The organism is Gallibacterium trehalosifermentans, from assembly GCF_042433055.1.
GTDB classification, from domain to species: Bacteria; Pseudomonadota; Gammaproteobacteria; order Enterobacterales; family Pasteurellaceae; genus Gallibacterium; species Gallibacterium trehalosifermentans.
On the sequence record NZ_JBHLWB010000001.1, the window covers coordinates 164,357 to 186,946 of the forward strand.

Annotated in this window: 24 protein-coding genes; 21 read left to right on the forward strand and 3 right to left on the reverse strand. The window is 37.4% G+C overall.

What is annotated here, in order from left to right; translation table 11 throughout:
• The first annotated feature begins 1 nt into the window (after position 1).
• The 3 genes from ACFFHK_RS00780 to slyD all read left to right on the forward strand — a co-directional run bounded on the left by ACFFHK_RS00780 (position 2) and on the right by slyD (position 2,036).
• On the forward strand, positions 2 to 787 hold the full coding sequence (locus ACFFHK_RS00780) for a YchF/TatD family DNA exonuclease (RefSeq protein ID WP_382367826.1): 786 nt from the start codon (positions 2 to 4) through the stop codon (positions 785 to 787).
• A 64-nt stretch (positions 788 to 851) separates the two neighbouring features.
• Positions 852 to 1,376, forward strand: a complete 525-nt coding sequence (locus tag ACFFHK_RS00785; RefSeq protein WP_382368919.1) for a DUF1523 family protein — start codon at positions 852 to 854, stop codon at positions 1,374 to 1,376.
• 84 nt (positions 1,377 to 1,460) lie between these two features.
• On the forward strand, positions 1,461 to 2,036 hold the full coding sequence (gene slyD / locus ACFFHK_RS00790) for a peptidylprolyl isomerase (protein ID WP_382367829.1): 576 nt from the start codon (positions 1,461 to 1,463) through the stop codon (positions 2,034 to 2,036).
• Between the two features lie 47 nt (positions 2,037 to 2,083).
• On the opposite strand, the gene ACFFHK_RS00795 is transcribed toward slyD, so the two are convergent.
• Positions 2,084 to 3,325, reverse strand: a complete 1,242-nt coding sequence (locus ACFFHK_RS00795; RefSeq protein WP_382367832.1) for a PqiA/YebS family transporter subunit — start codon at positions 3,323 to 3,325, stop codon at positions 2,084 to 2,086.
• 213 nt (positions 3,326 to 3,538) lie between these two features.
• Here ACFFHK_RS00795 and proQ point away from each other — a divergent pair, with 213 nt between their 5' ends.
• The 18 genes from proQ to ACFFHK_RS00885 all read left to right on the forward strand — a co-directional run bounded on the left by proQ (position 3,539) and on the right by ACFFHK_RS00885 (position 19,800).
• Positions 3,539 to 4,192, forward strand: a complete 654-nt coding sequence (proQ, locus tag ACFFHK_RS00800; RefSeq protein WP_382367835.1) for an RNA chaperone ProQ — start codon at positions 3,539 to 3,541, stop codon at positions 4,190 to 4,192.
• A gap of 112 nt (positions 4,193 to 4,304) precedes the next feature.
• Positions 4,305 to 6,314 carry a carboxy terminal-processing peptidase gene (gene prc, locus ACFFHK_RS00805; RefSeq protein ID WP_382367838.1) on the forward strand — a complete coding sequence of 670 codons (2,010 nt, stop codon included), beginning with the start codon at positions 4,305 to 4,307 and terminating at the stop codon, positions 6,312 to 6,314.
• A gap of 132 nt (positions 6,315 to 6,446) precedes the next feature.
• Complete coding sequence (locus ACFFHK_RS00810) at positions 6,447 to 7,883, forward strand: L,D-transpeptidase family protein (RefSeq protein ID WP_446685338.1); 1,437 nt, start codon at positions 6,447 to 6,449, stop codon at positions 7,881 to 7,883.
• A gap of 98 nt (positions 7,884 to 7,981) precedes the next feature.
• Positions 7,982 to 8,542: a peptidoglycan L,D-endopeptidase MepK gene (mepK, locus tag ACFFHK_RS00815; RefSeq protein WP_382367842.1), complete on the forward strand. Its 561-nt coding sequence runs from the start codon at positions 7,982 to 7,984 to the stop codon at positions 8,540 to 8,542.
• A gap of 15 nt (positions 8,543 to 8,557) precedes the next feature.
• On the forward strand, positions 8,558 to 9,187 hold the full coding sequence (locus tag ACFFHK_RS00820; RefSeq protein ID WP_382367845.1) for an MBL fold metallo-hydrolase: 630 nt from the start codon (positions 8,558 to 8,560) through the stop codon (positions 9,185 to 9,187).
• A 110-nt stretch (positions 9,188 to 9,297) separates the two neighbouring features.
• Positions 9,298 to 11,229: an LTA synthase family protein gene (locus ACFFHK_RS00825; protein ID WP_382367848.1), complete on the forward strand. Its 1,932-nt coding sequence runs from the start codon at positions 9,298 to 9,300 to the stop codon at positions 11,227 to 11,229.
• A 162-nt stretch (positions 11,230 to 11,391) separates the two neighbouring features.
• Positions 11,392 to 11,658: a type II toxin-antitoxin system Phd/YefM family antitoxin gene (locus ACFFHK_RS00830; RefSeq protein ID WP_382367851.1), complete on the forward strand. Its 267-nt coding sequence runs from the start codon at positions 11,392 to 11,394 to the stop codon at positions 11,656 to 11,658.
• Between the two features lie 3 nt (positions 11,659 to 11,661).
• The gene (locus ACFFHK_RS00835; protein WP_382367854.1) at positions 11,662 to 12,078 is read left to right on the forward strand and encodes a type II toxin-antitoxin system VapC family toxin; all 417 of its coding nucleotides are present in this window, start codon (positions 11,662 to 11,664) and stop codon (positions 12,076 to 12,078) included.
• 131 nt (positions 12,079 to 12,209) lie between these two features.
• Positions 12,210 to 12,938, forward strand: coding sequence for a carboxy-S-adenosyl-L-methionine synthase CmoA (gene cmoA, locus ACFFHK_RS00840; RefSeq protein ID WP_382367857.1), 729 nt, complete (start codon positions 12,210 to 12,212; stop codon positions 12,936 to 12,938).
• Between the two features lie 141 nt (positions 12,939 to 13,079).
• Positions 13,080 to 14,849, forward strand: coding sequence for an aspartate--tRNA ligase (gene aspS / locus ACFFHK_RS00845; protein ID WP_382367860.1), 1,770 nt, complete (start codon positions 13,080 to 13,082; stop codon positions 14,847 to 14,849).
• A 9-nt stretch (positions 14,850 to 14,858) separates the two neighbouring features.
• On the forward strand, positions 14,859 to 15,761 hold the full coding sequence (locus ACFFHK_RS00850; RefSeq protein ID WP_382367863.1) for an RsiV family protein: 903 nt from the start codon (positions 14,859 to 14,861) through the stop codon (positions 15,759 to 15,761).
• Positions 15,762 to 16,217: a dihydroneopterin triphosphate diphosphatase gene (nudB, locus tag ACFFHK_RS00855; protein WP_382367866.1), complete on the forward strand. Its 456-nt coding sequence runs from the start codon at positions 15,762 to 15,764 to the stop codon at positions 16,215 to 16,217.
• Between the two features lie 12 nt (positions 16,218 to 16,229).
• Positions 16,230 to 16,967, forward strand: a complete 738-nt coding sequence (locus ACFFHK_RS00860; RefSeq protein ID WP_382367869.1) for a YebC/PmpR family DNA-binding transcriptional regulator — start codon at positions 16,230 to 16,232, stop codon at positions 16,965 to 16,967.
• A gap of 84 nt (positions 16,968 to 17,051) precedes the next feature.
• Positions 17,052 to 17,621 carry a crossover junction endodeoxyribonuclease RuvC gene (gene ruvC / locus ACFFHK_RS00865; protein ID WP_382367872.1) on the forward strand — a complete coding sequence of 190 codons (570 nt, stop codon included), beginning with the start codon at positions 17,052 to 17,054 and terminating at the stop codon, positions 17,619 to 17,621.
• Between the two features lie 124 nt (positions 17,622 to 17,745).
• Positions 17,746 to 17,973, forward strand: coding sequence for a hypothetical protein (locus ACFFHK_RS00870; protein ID WP_382367875.1), 228 nt, complete (start codon positions 17,746 to 17,748; stop codon positions 17,971 to 17,973).
• A gap of 12 nt (positions 17,974 to 17,985) precedes the next feature.
• Positions 17,986 to 18,714: a zeta toxin family protein gene (locus ACFFHK_RS00875; protein WP_382367878.1), complete on the forward strand. Its 729-nt coding sequence runs from the start codon at positions 17,986 to 17,988 to the stop codon at positions 18,712 to 18,714.
• Between the two features lie 507 nt (positions 18,715 to 19,221).
• Positions 19,222 to 19,407, forward strand: coding sequence for a BrnT family toxin (locus ACFFHK_RS00880; protein ID WP_382367881.1), 186 nt, complete (start codon positions 19,222 to 19,224; stop codon positions 19,405 to 19,407).
• A 72-nt stretch (positions 19,408 to 19,479) separates the two neighbouring features.
• Positions 19,480 to 19,800 carry a BrnA antitoxin family protein gene (locus ACFFHK_RS00885; RefSeq protein ID WP_382367884.1) on the forward strand — a complete coding sequence of 107 codons (321 nt, stop codon included), beginning with the start codon at positions 19,480 to 19,482 and terminating at the stop codon, positions 19,798 to 19,800.
• Between the two features lie 307 nt (positions 19,801 to 20,107).
• Here ACFFHK_RS00885 and fabA read toward each other — a convergent pair whose 3' ends face one another.
• Together fabA and ACFFHK_RS00895 are read right to left on the reverse strand one after the other, a co-directional pair.
• Positions 20,108 to 20,653: a 3-hydroxyacyl-[acyl-carrier-protein] dehydratase FabA gene (gene fabA, locus ACFFHK_RS00890; protein ID WP_382367887.1), complete on the reverse strand. Its 546-nt coding sequence runs from the start codon at positions 20,651 to 20,653 to the stop codon at positions 20,108 to 20,110.
• Between the two features lie 118 nt (positions 20,654 to 20,771).
• Positions 20,772 to 22,550, reverse strand: coding sequence for an AAA family ATPase (locus ACFFHK_RS00895; RefSeq protein WP_382367890.1), 1,779 nt, complete (start codon positions 22,548 to 22,550; stop codon positions 20,772 to 20,774).
• Between the last annotated feature and the right edge of the window lie 40 nt (positions 22,551 to 22,590).

The window sequence follows — 22,590 nt, forward strand, 5'->3', positions numbered from 1 at the left end:
GATGTTTATTGTAGATTCACATTGTCATTTAGATGTATTAGATTATGAAAATTTACATAAAAATGTAGATGACGTATTGGTAAAAGCAAAACAGCGAGATGTGAAGCATTGCTTGGCGATTGGTGTCGGGATTGCTAGATTTCATCAATTACAACAGATGTTAGGGCAGCGAGAAGATATTTCTTTTTCCTGTGGGTTACACCCATTAGATATTGAAGAGGAAATTTTCGATCCTGTTAAATTACGTGAAATTATAGCGTTACCTGAAGTGGTTGCTGTTGGTGAAATTGGTTTAGATTATTATTACAGTGCAGAAAATAAGCAGATACAACAGGAATATTTTGCTGAGCAAATTAATATTGCAAAAGAATTTAGCAAACCAGTGATTATTCATACACGATCGGCGAGAGAAGATACGATTCAGATATTAAAAGCACAACAAGCAGAACGTTGTGGGGGCGTAATTCATTGTTTTACTGAAAATCAGTGGTTTGCTGAACAAGTACTCGATTTAGGCTTTTATATTTCTGTATCAGGCATTATTACGTTTAAAAATGCAGAAGAGATTCGAGAAGTTATTCGCTATGTGCCTTTAGATCGTTTATTGATTGAGACTGATTCACCTTATTTAGCGCCAGTTCCTTATCGAGGTAAACAAAACCAACCAGCCTATGTGAGAGAGGTTTGTGAATATGTTGCAACTTTAAAAGGTGTATCTGTTGAAAAATTGGCGGCGATCACAACACAGAATTTTAGCCGATTATTTGGCGTTAATTTGCCACAATAATATGCTAGGATAAAAACATTTTTAGGCGTAAAAGGAGGACGTAACCATGGCGCAACAATTTACTATTCGACGTTTTTTTAAGTGGTTCTTTATTATTGTGGCACTGGTTGTGCACGGGATATTAGCTACTGGTATAAATTATGTTTTTCCGAGTTATGCTATTTCTCAAATCACAGGGGTAGAAGTAAAACGTGTTGATAAAGATGGACCGATTAGTAAATCTAATCCAGCAGATGGTCCAACACGAGATGTTTATTATATTTATACCCAAGATCCAAAAACAGAAAAAGTAATGGTATATCGTAATGAAGATACGCGTTGGGGCTTTCCATTTTACTTCAAATTTGACTCTGCTAATATTCAAGCAAAAGCTCAAGCGTTAGCCAATGAAAAGGCATTAGTTGAGGTGAAGTATTATGGTTGGCGGATCACCATGTTAGATGAGTTTAGTAATGTCGTTTCACTAAAAGAAATCAGTCCTGAGGCTTCTGTTTCGCGCCCAATTATCAGCTATATTTTATATGTGGTGTTACTGTTCACATTATTTTTATCAATTCAATTTGTGCGGGGTTGGTTTGATAGTGAATAAAATTTGGGTAAGGTGATTTCACTATCAGAAATAGCGAAATTTCGTTACAATTTATTTCCTTTGCGTAACTTATTGGAGAAATGAATGAAAGTTGCAAAAAATCATGTGGTAGGCATTGCTTATCAAGTTCGTACAGAAGATGGTATTTTAGTTGATGAAGCGCCAGCTAACCAACCGTTAGAATATTTACAAGGTCATAATAATTTAGTGATTGGTTTAGAAAATGCACTAGAGGGTAAAGCCGTTGGTGAAAAATTTGATGTAAAAGTTAAGCCAGAAGAAGCATATGGTGTTTATAACGAAAATTTAGTGCAACGTGTGCCAAAAGATGTCTTTGTTGGCGTTGATGAATTAAAAGAGGGTATGCGTTTTATTGCAGATACCGATCTTGGACCATTGCCTGTTGTGATCACTGAAGTGGGCGATGAAGATGTTGTGGTTGACGGAAACCATATGTTAGCGGGACAAACGTTATTATTTACTGTAGAAGTGGTTTCAGTGCGTGAAGCAACAGCAGAAGAGATTGCCCATGGTCATTTACATCAAGAGGGTGAGGGCTGTTGTGGTGGACATGGACATCATCACGACCATGATGAAGAGAGCGGTTGTTGCGGTGGTGGTCATGGTGGCTGCGGTTGCGGTGGGCATCATCATCACTAATTTTAACGATTTAAGTAGTATAAAGGAGCAGGTCAAATGCTCCTTTTTTATTGGTGTTCGCTATCGTTAGTGTAGTTTTTCCAAAGTAGACGGGTATCAAAAACTTCTGCTGAAATCATTGTTAAAACAACAGCTAAACCAAAGTAAATTGCAGCAGGTCCAACGGAAAAACTAATCAGTTGTCCACGTGTTACCAATGACATCATCAAGGATAAAACAAAAAGATCAAGCATTGACCAGCGCCCAACAAAATGAACGATTGCAAATAGCTTCATCTGTAAATGAATATTTTTACCATGGCGAAAATGAATACAGCCAAGTAAGTAGAGCATGATCATGATTTTGGAAATAGGGACAAAGATACTCGCAATAAATACAATCGCTGCAATGCTGTAATTCCCCATTTCGATAAAGGTAAGTACGCCAGACATCAAGGTATCTGCGGTAGGAACACCATTGACATAAACTACGGAAATCGGTAGTAAATTTGCAGGTAGTAACATAATTGCGCCAGCGATTAACGTACTCCAAGTGCGTTGTAGAATTAAATTGGTATCTACAGTAGTAGTAGCATGACAACGAGGACAAAAATGTTCGATTGCTTGAGTAGCTGGGAAACTTAAACCACAGGTTGTGCAATAGCGTAAATGTTCACATTTGGTGAAGCTTGGTGGGTAAAAGTTATCCCAAAATTGTTTTGGTGATGTTTTAGTAAATAACAGAATGGTTAAAAAAGTAACTAAAATAAACGGAATGAGATAGGGGGTGAAAGAGATGCTTGCATATTCTCTGACTTTAAATGCAGCGACACCAAGTGAAATAAGATAAACATCAAGCATTACCCAAGATTTTATGTAATTCAAGGAGAGGAGTAATATCTTGGCGTTGATTTTAAAGAGATAACATATTTGTAATAAAATAATGATTAAAATAAATGAAATTGGCATCACAATTGCACAGACTAGGATCAAAAAGGCACTATAAGGGTAGCCTTCAGTTGCCATTTTCCAAATACCACTCCAAATTGAGGTATAAATTGGCGTACCTAATAACTGGATATTGAGCAGGGGGAAAGAAAAGGCAAAAGGCATTAAAATTAAAATTGATAATGCTAAAATCGAACAACGTTTTAAGCTCCACAAATTACCCACTCGAACAGTATGATGGCAATGAGGGCAGTTTGCCTTTTGATTTTTCTGTAATGTCGGCAGTAACATCGCGTGATCGCAAATATCACAACAAATAGCCCGCTCAGTGATAGCGTGATGAGAAAGTGGTCTAATTTGCATTAAAATTTTGTCTGAATGACGTGATTCATTTAAATAAGCCAATAAAGTTGTTGAACAAGTATATAAATAAAGAGACAATATACAAGTAAAATAATCTCATTGATTTGAATTTCACATAGGCGTCAATTTTGTTTAGCCATGGTGGCTAAATTAGGATTGATACATTTAGGTTAGTCTGATTGAAGACAGTTTTAGACAATTATGAGCAAGATTATGTCGTTAGAAACAGATAATAAAAATGAACAGCAGGTAACTGTTGAAGCAACTGCAAAAAACAAATTTCAAGAAAACAATCGTGTGATTGCTTATTTAGCTGAAAAATTTCCTCTTTGCTTTTCTACGCAAGGTGAAGCCAAACCATTAAAAATCGGTATTTTTCAAGATCTTGTTGAACAATTAAAAGACGATGAAACTGTTTCTAATAGTCAGTTACGCCGCGCACTACGTCAGTATACTGCTGGCTGGCGTTATTTACATGGATATAAATCTGGTGCCAAACGTGTTGATTTAGATGGAAATCCATGTGGTGAAGTGGAAGTGCAGCATATTGAGCACGCGGAAAAACGTTTACAAGAGAGCAAAGCAAAAAAATTTGCCAAAACAGCAGAACAGCGGGCAAAACAAACAAAAGATCATAAGCCACGTAAAGCAAATTTTAAAAAGTCTCATGTAAAAGGTGAAAGACGTAAACCTGCACTTGTTCCAGTGGATATTGCGACGCTACAAGCAGATCAACAAGTGAAAATTAAAGTCGGAGAAAAGACTCAAGTAGCGACAGTGCTCGCAGTTGGTAAAGACAATATACGTGTTGAATTAGCACAAGGTTTAGTACTTACCGTTACAGAAGATAGAGTTTTCCAACTGTAATTATTGTTAGTAGAGAATGATTTATTGAAGCAGGCAAAGATCCTGCTTCATGTTTTTAGCTAAGTTCAAATTGATTGATACATTGATAAGACGTTAAGAGGATTGAACACGAATGAAGTTCAAGAGAATTGCACAAAGTATGATTATTGGCTATCTGTTCACAACTATGCCAGTATGGGCAGTGAAGCCAGAAATAAGCGCAGATAAAATTATTATTCCAACAGCGACAGAAGCAAATTTAATTGAAACAAAGCGTGTTACTGCCAGATTGCTCCAATCACACTATAAAAAATTTACACTTGATGACGCTATGTCAGAGAAAATTTTTAATCGGTATATCGATTTTCTAGATTATAGCCATAATACATTTTTGCAGTCTGATATTGAGACTTTGCGTAATCAATATGCGAAACATTTTGATGATGATCTTGTTGCAGGTAATTTGGCTGCGGCTTTTGATATGTATAAATTATTACAAGAGCGTCGTTATCAACGTTATCGCTATGCCTTATCTTTATTAGATAAAGAACCAAATTTAAAAGAACAAGATCAAATTGAAATTGATAGAAGTAAAGCACCTTTCCCACAGACTGAAGAAGAAGCGAATAAACTTTGGAAAGAACGGGTGAAAAATGACATCATCGCAATGCGTTTACAAGGAAAATCTTGGACACAAATTAAGAAGAAATTAGTAAAACGTTATAATTTAGCGATTAAACGTCTTACTCAAACAAAAGCAGATGATGTTACGCAATTATTCTTAAATGCTTTTGCTCGTGAATTAGATCCACATACAAGTTATCTTTCTCCTCGTAATGCCAAAAGCTTCCAAGAAGATATGAATCTATCCTTAGAGGGGATCGGCGCGACCTTACAATCTGAAGATGATGAAACTATTGTGAAATCATTAGTGCCAGGAGCACCTGCGGATAAAAGTAAGAAAATCAAAGCGGGAGATAAAATTGTTGGGGTTGGACAAGGGAAGAAAGGTGAAATCGAAGATGTGGTTGGCTGGCGTCTTGATGATGTCGTGGAAAAAATTAAAGGGAAAAAAGGAACGACTGTTCGCCTTGAAATTGAACCCGCAAAAGGTGGTAAAACAAAAATTATCACATTAGTGCGTGATCGGGTGCGGATTGAAGATCGCGCGGCGAAATTAAAAGTTGAAAAGGTTCAAGATAAAAATATTGCAATTATTACAATTCCGAGTTTTTACAATGGCTTAACAGCTGATGTCGTCAAATTATTGAACGAAATGAAAGAGAAAAAAGCGGACTCGTTAATTATTGATCTACGAAATAATGGTGGTGGCTCATTACCAGAGGTGGTGAATTTAAGTGGGCTCTTTATTACTGATGGTCCAGTGGTGCAAGTACGTGATGCCTTTAATCGGATTCGTGTGCATGAAGATCTTGATTCACAACAACTTTATAATGGACCAATGATTGTTTTGGTAGATCGTTTTAGTGCTTCTGCTTCAGAAATTTTCTCGGCGGCAATGCAAGATTATGGTCGAGCAGTGATTGTTGGACAAAATACCTTTGGTAAAGGAACGGTACAACAAAGTCGTCCATTAAACTTTATCTATGATACGGACCCAACGCCATTGGGGGCGATTCAATATACAATTCAAAAATTCTATCGTATTAATGGGGGAAGTACACAGCTGAAAGGTGTGGCGCCTGATATCACTATCGCTGAATTTATTGATGAATCAGAGTATGGGGAAAGTAAAGAAGATAATGCGTTAGTATGGGATAAAATTCCAGAAGCGGCGTATAAAAAAGTAGCAGATCTTTCTTTAACTGTAAAAACATTAGCGGAACGTCATAAAGCACGTGTTGCAAATGATCCAGAATTTATTGTATTAAATCAAGATATTGCAACACGAGATCAACGGAATCAACGTAAATTTTTATCATTGAATTTACATGAACGCAAAGCAGAAAATGATAAAGATGATGATAAACGCTTAAAAGATCTTAATGCTCGATTTAAGCGTGAAGGGAAGAAACCATTGAAGAAATTAGATGATTTACCGAAAGATTACGAAGCACCAGATTTTGTGCTGAAAGAAGTTGAACGCATGGCAGTAGATATGTTGCTAGAAAAACAAAATTAATTGTTTAAAAATCGCCTCAATCGTAGGCGATTTTTTTATCTTTACCGTGAAATAGTGATAGTCTTATTTTATAATGTTACACAATTTTAACGATTTTAATAACTTAAAGAACTAATGAATGAGGGGGCGGTTATGATGTTACAGAAAAAGCATATCTTAACCACAGTTTTATTTTCTGCTGTAGCGCTAGAACCAAGTTTTGCAGAAGAAACAATAATTACACCGATAGAACAACAGCCAACGGCGATAGAACAACAATCTGCTGTAATAGAACAAGTTGCAGCAGAGCAAATGAAACAACAAGTTAATTTGGAAAAATTACAACAAGCAACACAAGGTATTAAGCTTGTTTTTCCTGAAATGTTAGCGAAAATTTATGCTGATCGTAATTTTTCGCCAATTTGGTTAGATGAAAAAGCAAAACAACAGTTCTTACATGATTACGCATTACTTGGTTTAACGGATATTTCTAAGGACGTGAAAGCACAGTTAACTCAATTAAAACAACTAGATAGCAATAGTTTAGCCACTGATATTCTCATTACAGATAGCTGGTTGAATTATTTGAATTATGTGGAAAAGGTATCAAGCAATGCACAAAACTGGCTATATGATAGTTATCGCTATCGTGCAAAGCTACCAACAGATGAATTGATTACTGCATGGCTATCTGCGGTAGAAAAACAACAATTATTAGCTTTTGTTGAAAAATATAATCAACCAAATCAACGCTATACACATACGGCTGCCGCTATTCTTGCGGGGTTGCAACAACAGACATTAGATAATGCAACGTTAGCTAAATTAGCGATTAATTTACAACGTCTACGTTTTATTCCAGATTTCCAGACAGGAATTTTTGTGAATATTCCAACGTATCATCTACACTATTATCGTGATGGGAAAGAGGTGCTAGATTCTCGTGTTATTGTTGGTACGCAAACAAGAAAAACGCCAGTGATGACCAGCAAACTGAGTAATATTGTCGTGAACCCACCGTGGAATGCGCCAGTACGTTTAATTAATGAAGATTTGATTCCAAAAGTGCGTAAAGATCCGAGTTATATCTATCGTAATGGTTATACGATTATTGATAGTAAAGGGAATACGATTGATCCCTATACGATTGACTGGGATAACATGACGGCAAAACGTTTTCCATATCGTTTACGTCAGGCACCAGGTGGCGACAGCGCATTAGGTAACTTTAAATTTAATATGCCAAGTTCAGATGCGATTTATTTACATGACACACCAAATCATCGTTTATTTAATAATAAAAATAGAGCAATTAGTTCAGGGTGTGTGCGCGTGAATAAATCTGATGAGTTAGCAACATTATTGTTGAGAGAGTCTGGTTGGACACTAGAGAAAAAAGCACAAGTATTAAAAAGCCGTAAAACAACGTCAGTACGCATTCAATCTGATAATCCTGTTTATCTTTACTATGTAACCGCATGGGTTGATGTAAATGGTCAAATACATACCGTTGCAGATGTTTACGGATATGATAAAAAATTAATGCTTGATGATGAGACAAAAGCACTTTTACAACAATATTTTCTTTAATCTGTAGAAAAAACAGGTATAATCCAGAGGGCTATTGCTTAGGCAATAGCTTTTCTGTTTACTTCTAGATAATCAACTTACCACTAGGAAACAAAGGAATGGGCAATATTGATCAATCTCGTCGTAGATGGTTGTCGCTAGGTGGAATTATGCTAGGGAGTTCATTTATAGCAAATTCTGCATTTGCGGTTTTATCAACCACTGCGCCTAAAATTTTACATTTTAAAAATATTAATACTGGAGAGAAGTTCAGTTCGCCATTTGCGCCTAGTAAAGGTATCGCTAAAGCAGACTTGCAGAAATTAAATTATTTGATGCGGGATAGACGGACAAATTTAGTTCACAATATGGATCCGCATTTATTTACCAAACTCTATCAAATCCAATCTCGCCTAGGGCTGAGATCTTGTGAGATTTCGATTATTTGTGGCTATCGTGCACCAGCGACTAATGCAGCAATGCACCGTCGTAGTAAAGGTGTAGCAAGTAATAGTTATCATATGCGTGGGCAAGCGATTGATTTTCGTATCAGTAATGTTTCATTAGATAAAATACGTAAGGTTGCACAATCCTTAAATAATGGTGGGGTTGGTTATTACCCTCGAAGCAATTTTGTGCATATTGATACAGGTCCTAATCGCACATGGCGCGGTAGTTGATAGAAGTCTATAATTATGAATGTACAAATTATTCCAGTTACCCCTTTTCAACAAAATTGCTCTGTTGTCTGGGACGATGAAAAAAATGCCGCTATCATTGATCCTGGTGGAGAAGCGGAAAGAATTATTCAATTTATCCAAGAAAATCAATTAATTCCAAAATTAATTTTATTAACGCATGGTCATCTTGATCATGTTGGTGCAGCAGCAAAATTAAAACGTGAATTTAACATTGAGATTGTTGGACCAGAAAAATCTGATGATTATTGGTTGCAAGGATTACCACAACAGGCAGAGCAATTTGGCTTACCTTATTGCGCGCCATTAACACCAGATCGTTGGTTAAATGAAGGTGATGTAATTGCGGTTGGTGATCTCTCATTTGAGGTTTTACATCTACCAGGTCATACGCCAGGGCATATTGGCTTTATTAATAAAGAAGAAAATATTGCCTTTACAGGCGATGTTTTATTCCATCGTAGTATTGGGCGAACAGATTTTCCAGGTGGGAATTTTTCGCAATTAATTCAAACGATCAAAGAAAAGCTATGGGCATTAGATGATGAAATGCAAATTATCGCAGGACATGGTTTATTCACTACGATAGCAGATGAAAAAAATAAAAATCCTTTTTTAATTGACTAAAAGATTAACAAAACAACTGAACTCTTTCGGTAAATGAATCTCTAATAATTACTTTGTTATTAGAGATTTATTTTATTAAGTCAAATAAACATTTATAGTGTGAAGTGATTATGTTGCGATATTTATCTTTTTATCCAGTACTTTATTTTTTCGTTTTCAATTTGCTCATTTTATCGAGTAGTCGACTTGGCTTAGCTTTTTGGCAAAAAGAACGGGTTGATGCTGTAGAGGGCTGGTTTCCATTATTGATTCAAGGGTTACGTATGGACGTGGTGTCCTTATGTTGGCTGTTTGGATTATTTGCTTTTTTATCTGCTTTATTTCTGGATAAAACACGCGTGGGTTCTGCATTTAGAGTGATTTTGCGTATCGTGTTAACGGCAGGTTCTGTCTTTATTCTCTTTATGGAATTGGCAACCCCAGAATTTATTAGTACCTATGATTTTCGTCCAAATCGCTTATTTGTTGAGTATTTAGTCAATCCGCAAGAAGTGTTTACGATGTTAGCAAAAGGGCATTTATTCACGATGATAATGTCTATCGTTGTTACGCTTCTAGCGAGTTGGGGCTACTGGAAACTTGCTGGTTATGTGGTAAGAGATGCCAATGCAGGGCGCTGGATTTATCGCCCAGTGGTAGCTATTTTAGTGGCGGGATTAGTCTTTATTGGCGCGAGATCAACACTTGCTCATCGAGGTATCAACCCAGCCATGGTGGCGTTTTCTTCTGATGCGTTAGTGAATTCATTAGTCTTAAATTCTGGTTATTCAGTCTTGTTTGCCTTGCAACAAATGGGCGATGAAGAAAATTCATCAGAAATTTATGGGCATATGCCGTTTGCAGAAATGGAGGCTACACTGAAAAAATTGCACCCTCGCCCAGAGAGCGATTATATTTCAGGTGATATTCCATTATTAAGTAAGAATGAAGCAAGTTACCATGGTAAAGCAAAAAATCTGGTAATTATTTTGGAAGAGAGCTTAGGCGCACAATTTATTGGCTCATTAGGCGGCTTACCATTAGCACCAAATCTTGATCAGTTAAGTAAAGAGGGGTGGTGGTTTACAAATTTATATGCCACAGGAACACGTTCAGTTCGCGGTATTGAAGCAGTGGTAACGGGATTTACCCCAACACCAGCACGTGCAGTAGTGAAATTGCCAAATAGTCAAACAGGCTTCTTTACGATTGCTGATTTATTAGCAAGAAAAGGTTATCACACCTCTTTTATTTACGGCGGTGAAAAGCATTTTGATAATATGGCAAGTTTCTTTTACGGTAATGGCTTCCAATTTATTATCGATCAAAATGATTATCCAAAACCAATGTTTAAAGGGACTTGGGGAGTATCTGATGAAGATCTCTTTATTCGCGCAGATGAAGAATTTCGTAAATTACAGCAGCAGGGCAAGCCATTTTTTAGTTTAGTCTTTAGCTCAAGTAACCATGATCCTTTTGAGTTTCCAGATAATAAGATCGAACTTTATGAACAACCGAAAGCAACGAGGAATAATGCGGCGAAATATGCTGATTTTGCCATTGGGGAGTTTTTTAAACGGGCAAGACAATCGGATTATTGGCAAGATACGATCTTTTTAGTGATTGCCGATCATGATTCACGTGTTGCAGGTGCTTCTTTGGTGCCAATTAAGCATTTTCATATTCCAGCATTAATTTTAGGGGCAGGTATTGACGCAAAACAGGATAATCGTTTAGTGAGTCAAATTGATATGCCACCAACGTTATTATCGCTGATTGGGATTGATGCAGAATATCCAATGTTAGGCTTTGATTTAACAAAATATAGCCCAAATCGTGCGTTAATGCAGTTTGATAAATCGATGGCATTAATGAATGAACAACAACAAGTGGTGATTTTACAACCTGAAAAACAACCAGCTGGATTTAAATATGATTTAATGACAAAAACCTTAATACCAGCAGAAGCGCCTGAGGAAATGAAAAAGCAAGCATTAAGTTACGCACTTTGGGGTAGTTATTTATATAAGCACCGCTTATATCATTTACCTGAAAATAAATAATAGTTGATTGATGTGGCTTTTGCTTTTGAAAATCTTTCATAGCTTGCTATGGAAGGTTTTTTTTATCTCTATTATTTTTCATAGATTGCTTTCTGCACAAAAATTTATTACATTGTTGCTACATAGCTACATAGCTACATAATGTAAAAAAGGAGTTATATTATGACAATTATAACGAGTAGAGAATTTAATCAACATTTAGGACAAGCCCAGAAAGCAGCACAAGTTGAACCAGTGATTATCACCAATCGAGGCGAACCTCTCTATGTACTAATGAGCTATGTAGAATATATGAATCATCTACAACAACAGCCTTTTAGTAGTATTGCTGATGTATTGAGTGATCCTAATTCCTTGGGGGCTGATGTTGAGCTAGATATTCCCGCAAGACGCCAAGCAAAACGTGCAATAGTAGATTTAGAGGAATAGCATATGTATCTATTAGATACTAATGTGATTAGTGAGATTCGCCGTTTAAAACAGGGAAAATGTAATGCTGGCGTTGAACGATGGGTTAAAAATACATCGAGCGAATTAATATATACCAGTCCAGTTGTGATGATGGAACTTGAGCGTGGTGTATTAGCAAAAGAACGAAAAGATCCAGTTCAAGGTGCAATTCTTCGACGTTGGTTGACTGAAATTGTACAGCCCGCATTTATTAATCGAATATTACAAATTGATGCAAAAACCGCAGAAATTTGTGCTCGATTACATATTCCCGATCATACGCCAGAAAATGATGCATGGATTGCTGCAACGGCTAAACAACACAAGTTAATTTTAGTAACAAGAAATATTATTGATTTTCAGAAAGCAGAAGTGGAATTATTTAATCCTTTTACATAATGTTTTTAGTTATGAATAACAAAAAATGATTTAATGAAAAAGTAACTGAAAAATAAAATACAAATAATCGCTATCAAAAATTGATTATTTTCTATTACAATACCCACCTTTTTATTTATTAGAATATCGTAATGTCTAAAGATATGATTTTTTCCGCACCCATTGAGAAATTGGGTGATTTTACTTTTGATGAACGTGTGGCGGAAGTCTTTCCTGATATGATCCAACGTTCAATTCCAGGTTACTCCAATATTATTACGGCAATAGGTATGCTGGCGGAGCGCTTTGTACAGCCTGCAACGAACGTATATGATTTAGGCTGTTCACGCGGCGCGGCAACCTTATCCATGCGACGTAATATTCAATGTGATGGCGTAAAAATTTTTGGTATCGATAATTCAGCGCCAATGGTGCAACGCTGTCAACAGCATTTAGCCGCTTACCATAGTGATGTCCCCGTTGAGATTCTCTGTGCTGATATTCGTGATGTTGAAATCACCAACGCATCTATGGTGGTGTTAAATTTTACGCTGCAATTTGTACCACCTGTGGACAGAGAAGCCCTATTAGCAAAAATTTATCAAGGGTTAACCAAAGGTGGCATTTTAGTTTTATCGGAAAAGTATCGTTTTGAAGACGATGTGATTAATGAGCTGCAAATTGATTTACACCACACGTTTAAACGCGCGAATGGTTATAGTGAATTAGAAGTGAGCCAAAAACGCACGGCGTTAGAAAATGTGATGAAAACCGACAGTATTGCCAGCCAAAAGCTTTTATTAGAAAAAATTGGCTTCCAACATGTCGCGATGTGGTTTCAATGTTTTAACTTTGGCTCAATGCTTGCGATTAAAGCCTAAATTGCGATGAAAATGGACGAGAGAGCAGCTTTTTACCTGATTTCTGCGGGGAAATGTATTAATCCAATTCAAACCAGTGTGGATTTTCGCTATAATCGCCAAATTAATTTTTAGCTTAATGTAAAACAAGGATTTATTATTATGATGCGTTCACATTATTGCGGTGCATTAAACCGTAGTCATATTGGTCAAGAGGTTACACTGAGTGGTTGGGTACACCGTCGTCGTGATTTAGGCGGATTAATTTTTATCGATATGCGTGATCGTGAGGGGATTGTTCAAGTATTTATTGATCCACAAAATAAACAAGCGTTTGCAAAAGCAGCGAATTTACGCAGTGAATATTGTATTCAAATTAAAGGGCAAGTGATCGCGCGCCCAGATAACCAAATCAATAAAAATATGGCAACGGGGGAAGTCGAAGTGTCGGCGACCGATGTCCTTATTTATAACGCATCAGACGTATTACCATTAGATTTCAACCAAAATAATACAGAAGAGCAACGCTTAAAATACCGTTATTTAGATTTACGCCGTCCAGAAATGGCGCAACGCTTAAAAACACGCGCGAAAATTACCAGCTATGTACGCCGTTTTATGGATAACCATGGTTTCCTTGATATTGAAACCCCAATGCTAACCAAAGCAACGCCAGAGGGAGCGCGAGATTATCTTGTCCCAAGCCGTGTGCATAAAGGAAAATTCTACGCACTACCACAATCACCACAGCTCTTTAAGCAATTATTGATGATGTCAGGCTTTGATCGCTATTATCAAATTGTAAAATGTTTCCGAGATGAAGATTTACGCGCCGATCGCCAACCTGAATTTACCCAAATCGATGTAGAAACCTCTTTCTTAACGGCGCCAGAAGTCCGTTCAATTATGGAAGAAATGGTACATGGCTTATGGTTAGAAATTTTAGGTGTGGATTTAGGTAAATTCCCCGTGATGACATTTGCCGAAGCGATGCGTCGTTTTGGTTCAGATAAGCCAGATTTACGTAATCCATTGGAAATGGTAGATGTCGCTGATTTATTAAAAGAAGTTGAGTTTAAAGTCTTTAGTGGTCCAGCGAATGATCCAAAAGGACGTATCGCCGCGATCCGTGTACCAAACGGTAATCAAATAACACGTAAACAAATTGACGAATATACGCAATTTGTCAGTATTTATGGTGCAAAAGGGCTGGCTTGGATCAAAGTTAATGACCTGACTGCTGGTGTAGAGGGAATACAAAGTCCAATCGCTAAATTCTTATCTGAAGAAGTGTTAAACGCTGTGTTAGAACGAGTACAAGCACAAACGGGCGATATTATCTTCTTTGGCGCAGATAGCTATAAAGTGGTTACCGATGCAATGGGCGCGTTACGTTTGAAATTAGGACGTGATTGTGGTTTAACCAAGTTAGATCAATGGGCGCCATTATGGGTAATTGATTTCCCAATGTTTGAAGATGATGGTGAGGGTGGTTTAGCCGCAATGCACCACCCATTTACTTCACCAGCGCACGTTTCACCAGAAGAGCTAGAACAATCACCAGTTGATGCTGTGGCAAATGCTTATGATATGGTGATTAACGGCTACGAGGTTGGCGGCGGCTCAGTGCGTATTTTTGAAGCAAAAATGCAACAAACCGTATTCCGCATTTTAGGCATTAATGAACAAGAACAGCAGGAAAAATTTGGCTTCTTACTTGATGCGTTAAAATTTGGCACACCGCCACACGCAGGTTTAGCTTTTGGTTTAGATCGTTTAACCATGTTATTAACTGGCACAGAAAATATCCGTGATGTCATTGCTTTCCCGAAAACCACTGCAGCGGCGTGTTTAATGACAGAAGCACCAAGCTATGCCAATGAGCAAGCTCTACAAGAGTTAGCTATTCAAGTTACAAAAGTGAAAGAGTAAGGGGGAACCATGAAACAATATAAAATAGGGGCATTATTTCTAGCAACATTTGCCCTATTTGCCTGCAAAGATGAACAAGTAGTAACAAAATCTAGCGCAGAGACAACAGAACAGCAACAAGCCGTTGAAGCCTCAACAATCCCTTTAATTAGTGCAGAACCAACGACATTAATCCAAGAGAAAAAATGTTTTAAAGATGAGCGCTGTTATGAAATTGATATGAAAGGATTAAAAACCAATGTAGATTGGATTGATCACTATTTTCAAACACAAGCCCGAGAGTATCTTATCCCAGAAGATAGCGGGTTATCACCAGAAGAGGCTGATAAAGCGAAAGCTCACTGGCAGCAATTATCTTTCGAACAATTAAAAGCAGAATATATTAAGAGTATCGCTGATTTATTTAACGATCCTGAATATGCACCTATTGGTTACGCTTTTGAATATCAACCCCGTTTTATTGCACAACATCAGCAATTAGCCATGTTTGTTGATTATTTTTCTCTCTATTCTGGTGGTGCACATGGTATCTACGGAACACGTTTTAGCAATTTTGATTTACAAACGAAAAAATTATTAAAGCTAGATGATATTTTATTGCCTAACCAACAGCTCAAATTTAATGAATTATTACAAAATGCCTTTTTATACTATTTATCAACAGTAGAAAATGAGCAATCCCTAGAAAAATTACAGCAATTATTGCAAGAAAGAGAATCTATGGGGTGGAAGCTGGTGCCAACGGATAACTTTACCTTTACTTATGAAGGAGTCTTATTCAATTATCGACCATATGAATTAGGCGCATACGCAGAGGGAGAAATTCAATTATTAATCCCGTATAACGCCTTAATTGGGGTAGCAAAACCAAGCTATCTATTTAACACAACGAAATCAATTATTTCTGAATAAATGAAGAGATATAAACGTCCTGAATCAGTTTTAGTTGTTGTGTATTGTACAGATACAAAACGAGTATTAATGCTACAACGTAAAGATGATCAGGCGTTTTGGCAATCAGTTTCAGGCAGTTTAGAAGCGGGGGAAACCCCTGCACAAGCAGCAGAACGGGAAGTATTGGAAGAGCTACAATTAGATCTTGCTAAGCTACCTTGTATGCTGAAAGATTGTCATTATGAAGTCGATTTTGAAATCTTTGCCCAATTTCGTGATCGTTATGCACCTAATGTAACGCATTGTCATGAATATTGGTTTACCTTAGCGTTAGCAGAAGAGTATCCCGTGGTATTAACGGAACATTCCGCTTATCGTTGGGTAGAAGCCGAAACGGCAATAAAGATGACAAAATCTTGGAATAACGCGCAAGCGATAGAAAAATTTGTAATACATCAACCTATTGAAAATTAAAGAGGATTTTTCATGGCTGGTCATAGTAAATGGGCTAATATTAAACACCGTAAAGCGGCGCAAGACGCACAACGTGGGAAAATTTTTACTAAATTAATTCGAGAGTTAGTTACCGCAGCAAAATTAGGCGGCGCTGATGTGGGTTCAAACCCACGTTTACGCACTGCTGTAGATAAAGCACTATCAAACAATATGACGCGTGATACCATCAACCGTGCAATTCAACGTGGTGCAGGTGGTGGCGATGATACCAATATGGAATCTATTGTCTATGAGGGTTACGGTCCAGGTGGCACAGCAATTATTGTTGAATGTTTAACCGATAACCGTAAACGTACAGTTTCTGAAGTACGCCATGCTTTTACTAAATGTGGTGGAAACTTAGGAACAGATGGTTCAGTTGCCTATCTCTTTACACGTAAAGGCTTAATTTTAGTGAAAGAAGCAGATGAAGATGCCTTGATGGAAGCAGCGATTGAAGCAGGCGCAGATGACGTTCAACCACAAGATGATGGCAGTTTTGAAATCTATACTGCTTGGGAAGAGTTAAGTGCAGTGAAAGACGCATTAGCAGCAAACTTTAAAATTGATGAAGCTGAAGTAACGATGATCCCATCTACTACAGCAGAGTTAGATGCAGAAACCGCACCAAAACTAATGCGCTTAGTGGATATGCTCGAAGATTGTGATGATGTGCAAAACGTATATCACAATGGTGATATGAGCGACGAAGTGGCTGCGTTGTTATAAAAAACAAGATTGATAGAGATCTGATATAAAAATTAAGTAGCAAATGAGGGCGTTCTAAACGCCCTATTTTTTAGGTAGTAATTTATGATTATTCTCGGCATTGACCCTGGTTCACGTCTAACAGGATATGGTGTGATTCACCAACAAGGAAAACAACTTATTTATCTTGGTAGTGGTGTCATTCGCACGGAAGTTGATGATTTGCCCACCCGTTTACAACGCATTTATGCAGGAGTAAGCGAGATTATCACGCAATTTCAACCCAATGTCTTATCGATTGAACAAGTCTTTATGGCAAAAAATGCAGATTCTGCATTAAAACTTGGACAAGCAAGGGGAGCAGCGATTGTCGCCGCAACTAATCAACAAATACCAGTCTTTGAATATGCTGCAAGATTAGTAAAGCAGACCGTAGTGGGCATTGGTTCAGCGGATAAAAAACAAGTCCAGCATATGGTAACCAGAATGTTAAACTTATCCGCCTCACCACAAGCCGATGCGGCAGATGCCTTAGCGATTGCGATTACTCATGCGCATTCTATCCAATATTCATTACAAATTGCCAAAGCAGGGCAAGTGCAATTAACAGGAAATAACACACAATTAAAAGCAAGATATAGTCGTGGACGTTTTCGTTTAAAAGCAGAGAGTTAAATCAGCAAACCACTTTTTTAATAAAATCAAATGATTTATATTTGTAGGTAATTTTTTACTTACAAGCAGACTATAATCATACAAGATCACAAACTAAATCTCAGAGGCTATTATGTGTACTTTAATGCAAAAAGATGTATTAATCGAAATGGTTGCGAACGCAATGGCAACAATCGATTTAAGAACAGATCCAACTTCTAAAGAGAATGAAGATCTTCATTATTTAGTTAATTTGAGAAATAATTTATATAGTACTCATCATGATAATATTGATTTTATGTTGTTATCAAACAAGATAAAAATGATAAAAAATAAATATGTTAGTTTACCTATTCATCAATATTATTCGTAAGTAAAACTGATTATGAAATCAAAAGAAGATATTTTAGATGCCATAACTAAGTATGATTTAGAAAGTGATGTTAATAAAAAATTCACTAAATTATGGGAACGATTATCTAGTGATAAAGCACTTTCTCCCCAACAATTTCCTATCGGTGTTTTATTAGGTGGGCAGCCTGGTGCAGGGAAGTCTTTTGCAACGATGGAGATTAAAACACGTTTAAATAATAATGTTCTTGTTATTAATGGTGATGAATTTAGATCTTATCATAAGCATTATGATGATTTTTACCTGTTATATGGCAAAGATGCAGCAAAATATACAGGTGCTTTTACAGGTAAAATGGTTGAAAAGATTCGAGATGAAGCTATTAAAAGTCGCTTTAATATTGTGATAGAGGGAACATTTAGAACATCTGAAACCCCGTTAAAAGAGTTAAATAATTTTAAAGAAAAAGGATATAAGGCTGAAGTTATTGTTTGTACTTGCCCTAAAGAAGTAAGTTGGGAAAGTACGATTAAACGAGCTAAAGAATTAGAGGCTGTAGGGCTGCAGCCAAGATATGTTCCTAAAGATCATCATGATTATGTAGTGAAAAATCTTGCAGATAATGTGCAAACTGTTTTCGAAAGCGGGCTAGTTTCTCATTTAAAAGTTTTTTCAAGATCGCAAAAATTATTTGATTCAAAAATAGATACAATAAATACCTTAAAAGCGTGTATTAATAATGAATTAAATAAGAATGTTTAGTGCTGTTTACTGACAAAGTTATATTCATTCATTCTTAGTTTGTTTTTCTTTTTAATTGAGATTTAGGTTTCGCCCTAAAGGGTGCCTCACTATTATTCACAAGTTCGCTCAGCTACTTGCTCACCCTACGGGTCGCTGCAAGCAGCGCTCAAAAAGCAATGCTTTTTGTTATTGCTCGCAAAGAAAAGTGGGCAAAAAAGTACGCCCTAGTGCCTTGCTGTTTCCTCATTTCGTCAAGATTTTTCGAGCGGCAAAAAACTGATATTTTTCTTCGTAAAACTCAGAAAAATTAGACGTTTTTTGCCTAAAAATCTTTCCTGCATTCGGGCAAGGCACAAGGGAATCCATGAGGGATTTGTTGAGGTCTTACATAACGTTAGATATTTCAGTAGTCTAAATAACTAAGTGGTAGTTTTCTTTTATCAGATCATAACAATAAATAACTTGCTCTCTTATAAATTGTAGTTACAATAAAACTCTATGCTAGAAATATAATCATGATAAACAATGAAAATTACTTATGATCAAAATAAAAACCAACGAAATATTGATGAACGCAAATTGCCATTTGATTTAGTGGTTGATTTTCATTGGGATACAGCAGTAATTGAAGCGGATTTACGAAAACCTTATCCAGAACAAAGATTTATAGCCCTGGATTTATCGGAAAAACAGAGAGATTATTTATTTTAGTATTTACGCCAACAGCTGACGGAATTAGAGTTATTAGCCTTAGAAAGGCAAATAAAAGAGAGGTAAAATATTATGAAAAACATACCTTATAACCCACCAATTAATGAAAATGGTGAAGCGAGAGAATTAACTAAAGCAGATTTTGCGAGAATGAAACCTATCCAAGATGTTATGCCAGCTGAGTTTGTTGCTATGGCGATCTCTCATCAAGCTCAAAGAGAAGCGGAAGGGAAAATTAAACCTCGTACAAGAGGAAAGCAAAAGCTACCAACTAAGCAGTCAATTACTATTCGCTTATCGCCAGAAGTGATTACGGCGTTTAAAGCCACTGGACAAGGCTGGCAATCTCGCATTAATGAAGCTTTATTGAATTATGTTCGTACATCAATGTAAAAAGTATTTTTATTGCCATACAACTAAACTAAATTTTTTTGCCTACTTTTCTTTGCACAACAAAAAGCATTGCTTTTTGAGCGCTGCTTGCAGCGACCCGTAGGGTGAGCAAGTGAGCCGAGCGAACTTGCGAATAATAGTAGGTCGCCCTTTAGGACGAAACCTAATACCAGTTTGAGCAAAAAAATCTCTATTTGAGCAAAAAAAGTAGGTCGCCCTTAGGCGAAACCTAAATCTCAATTTAAAAGAAAAACAAAGTAAGAATGAAGGAATATCACTTTGTCAGTAAACAGCACTAATAAAAAATTTAAAACACCGCCGTATCTTGGAATAAACCGACTTTTAAATCTGTTGCTGTATAAATAATGCGCCCATCAACTTCCACTTCACCATCGGCGACACCCATAATCAGCTTACGATTTAGCACACGTTTCAAGTGAATACGGTAAGTAACTTTCTTTGCTGTAGGGAGAATTTGCCCAGTAAATTTCACTTCACCAACGCCTAATGCACGCCCCTTTCCCTCACCGCCAATCCAGCCTAAGAAAAAGCCCACTAATTGCCACATCGCATCTAATCCTAAACACCCTGGCATCACAGGATCACCAATAAAATGACAATCAAAGAAAGGTAAATCAGGGCGAATATCTAATTCGGCTTCAATATAGCCTTTAGCATAGCGACCGCTAGTTTCATTCATTTCCACAATCCGATCCATCATCAGCATTGACGGCGCAGGTAATTGCGGTCCTTTTTCTCCAAATAATTCACCACGCCCAGAAGCCAATAACTCCTCATAACTAAATGATTTTTGGTGAGTAAAAATTCTTTTTTGTGAACGGCTGTTTGGCATACTGATCTCCTACAAGTAAGCATTAATATTCCTTTTGCAAGGAACAACAAGATGAAAGCTATTCTAGCAAGGAATAAAATAGCTTACACCTGTTAGCTGAATGGTCGGAGCAGTTAGTTTACTTTTTAGCAGAGTATAGCCAAGAAAAGTAACGAGAGAAGAGCGGTTTAGTCTCCGCTTTTTGCTCAAGGTTCTGCAAAATTAATTGATTTAATGGACGATTATTGGCGTGATATTGCGTATCAGGCATTTCGACTAAATCACGTTGCAGCAATATTTGCAAGGCTTGGGTAGCGTCTTCGACTACCCAAAGATGAAATTCTCCCGCTTTCACTGCCTCAGTTACTGCACGGCTTAAACTCAGTTGCGTACACGCCACCGCAGGAATAATCACCCCTTGTTTACCTGTTAATCCTCGCTGTTGGCAAATGGTAAAAAAGCCCTCAATTTTTTCATTCACGCCACCCACCGCATGCACTAAACCAAATTGATCAATCGCCCCTGTTACTGCAATATGTTGTGGTAACGGCAATTCCGCTAATGCACTGACTAACACGCAAAGCATCGCTAAAGAGGCACTATCGCCATCAATTTCAGTGTACGACTGTTCAAACACTAACGACGCCGAAAAAGGTAATTGACTTGGTAACTGCAAAATATTACTCAGGCACGCTTGCGCAATCATCATACCTTTACTATGAATATTGCCCGCTAATTCATTTTTCCGATCAACATCGACAATCTCGCCCTCGCCAGTTTGCACTAAACAACTAATGCGTGATGGCTCACCGAAAGCATAAGGCACCCCTGGGTATTCAATCACCGACAACCCATTAATTTGCCCAATTTCCTCCCCCTCAGTGGCAATATAAATTTGCTCACTCAACACACTTTGATAACTCCGTTGTTGTAACAGATTTCGCTGATAGCACTGCTGCGTATAGTAAGCCTCAATCATCTCGGCACTAATCTGCGTGGCTTGTGGTTGCGTCATTAACGCACCTTGCAGAATACGCAGCAAGTGGTGAGGTGAATTACACACTAATTGGCGATCTTCACTTTCTCGCACTAACCATTGATATAACCGATTAATTCCCGAGAGATTGATAGATTTTTTTAATTCTGCGCTAACAAGATGCTGCACATAACCCACCCATTGACACTGTTGTTGTTCAGTAGCAACTTCGCTATATGCTGCTAATTCGGCATAATCGGCAAACTGGTATAAATCAGGCTGAATTGCTTCCAGCTCGGCAATATTCTCGCGGCTTCCCACCAAAATCACCTTTAATTGCAACGGCATACTTGGAATAACACACGGTTGGTGTTGCAACGGCGTATCCAAATGCCAATGAAATTGCTGCTGCTGCAACACACTGAACAAACGCAACCAAACATCAAATTGCGTCAATAATTGCGCCACCGAAAGAATTAAAATGCCGCCATTTAATTGGTGAACTAACCCTGCTGCTAACTGTAATTGATCGCTATTCGCTAATTGCAGCACTTGCCCGAAAAGATATTGGGGATCAAGATAATCCGCACTTTTTACCCAATAACGTTGCAAAAAATTATCTGTTGCATATTGCGCAGGGCGCATTGTTATCGTAGGAAACGCATTCTCACCTGCGGGCTGAAATTGATAATGCACGCCATGAATCGCTAACGGCTGTTCGCTAAAGTAGTGTTGTAATAAATAACGTTCTAAACGTTGTAAATCATTAAATTGCTCATCACCTTTTAACACTAATAAGCGTCCCTCTTGCGCTAACCAATGCTGAATTGCTGCGGTGGCACGAGGTTGTAACGCCCAAAAATCCACCTGCTCACAACAGTGATCTACTTGAATGTCTAAGGTAGGCGCAAGGGATTGCCAATCTAATTTTAATAAATCCATATCTTTTCTCTGCTGATTTGTAACCCGCGAATTATACACA

Bases quoted from the DNA above. Each gene is read 5' to 3' on its own strand.
- ACFFHK_RS00780 (WP_382367826.1), top strand. From the start codon at position 2: ATGTTTATTGTAGATTCACATTGTCATTTAGATGTATTAGATTATGAA.
- slyD (WP_382367829.1), top strand. From the start codon at position 1,461: ATGAAAGTTGCAAAAAATCATGTGGTAGGCATTGCTTATCAAGTTCGT.
- ACFFHK_RS00795 (WP_382367832.1), bottom strand. From the start codon at position 3,325: ATGCAAATTAGACCACTTTCTCATCACGCTATCACTGAGCGGGCTATT.
- proQ (WP_382367835.1), top strand. From the start codon at position 3,539: ATGTCGTTAGAAACAGATAATAAAAATGAACAGCAGGTAACTGTTGAA.
- prc (WP_382367838.1), top strand. From the start codon at position 4,305: ATGAAGTTCAAGAGAATTGCACAAAGTATGATTATTGGCTATCTGTTC.
- ACFFHK_RS00810 (WP_446685338.1), top strand. From the start codon at position 6,447: ATGATGTTACAGAAAAAGCATATCTTAACCACAGTTTTATTTTCTGCT.
- mepK (WP_382367842.1), top strand. From the start codon at position 7,982: ATGGGCAATATTGATCAATCTCGTCGTAGATGGTTGTCGCTAGGTGGA.
- ACFFHK_RS00820 (WP_382367845.1), top strand. From the start codon at position 8,558: ATGAATGTACAAATTATTCCAGTTACCCCTTTTCAACAAAATTGCTCT.
- ACFFHK_RS00825 (WP_382367848.1), top strand. From the start codon at position 9,298: ATGTTGCGATATTTATCTTTTTATCCAGTACTTTATTTTTTCGTTTTC.
- ACFFHK_RS00830 (WP_382367851.1), top strand. From the start codon at position 11,392: ATGACAATTATAACGAGTAGAGAATTTAATCAACATTTAGGACAAGCC.
- ACFFHK_RS00835 (WP_382367854.1), top strand. From the start codon at position 11,662: ATGTATCTATTAGATACTAATGTGATTAGTGAGATTCGCCGTTTAAAA.
- cmoA (WP_382367857.1), top strand. From the start codon at position 12,210: ATGTCTAAAGATATGATTTTTTCCGCACCCATTGAGAAATTGGGTGAT.
- aspS (WP_382367860.1), top strand. From the start codon at position 13,080: ATGATGCGTTCACATTATTGCGGTGCATTAAACCGTAGTCATATTGGT.
- ACFFHK_RS00850 (WP_382367863.1), top strand. From the start codon at position 14,859: ATGAAACAATATAAAATAGGGGCATTATTTCTAGCAACATTTGCCCTA.
- nudB (WP_382367866.1), top strand. From the start codon at position 15,762: ATGAAGAGATATAAACGTCCTGAATCAGTTTTAGTTGTTGTGTATTGT.
- ACFFHK_RS00860 (WP_382367869.1), top strand. From the start codon at position 16,230: ATGGCTGGTCATAGTAAATGGGCTAATATTAAACACCGTAAAGCGGCG.
- ruvC (WP_382367872.1), top strand. From the start codon at position 17,052: ATGATTATTCTCGGCATTGACCCTGGTTCACGTCTAACAGGATATGGT.
- ACFFHK_RS00870 (WP_382367875.1), top strand. From the start codon at position 17,746: ATGCAAAAAGATGTATTAATCGAAATGGTTGCGAACGCAATGGCAACA.
- ACFFHK_RS00875 (WP_382367878.1), top strand. From the start codon at position 17,986: ATGAAATCAAAAGAAGATATTTTAGATGCCATAACTAAGTATGATTTA.
- ACFFHK_RS00880 (WP_382367881.1), top strand. From the start codon at position 19,222: ATGAAAATTACTTATGATCAAAATAAAAACCAACGAAATATTGATGAA.
- ACFFHK_RS00885 (WP_382367884.1), top strand. From the start codon at position 19,480: ATGAAAAACATACCTTATAACCCACCAATTAATGAAAATGGTGAAGCG.
- fabA (WP_382367887.1), bottom strand. From the start codon at position 20,653: ATGCCAAACAGCCGTTCACAAAAAAGAATTTTTACTCACCAAAAATCA.
- ACFFHK_RS00895 (WP_382367890.1), bottom strand. From the start codon at position 22,550: ATGGATTTATTAAAATTAGATTGGCAATCCCTTGCGCCTACCTTAGAC.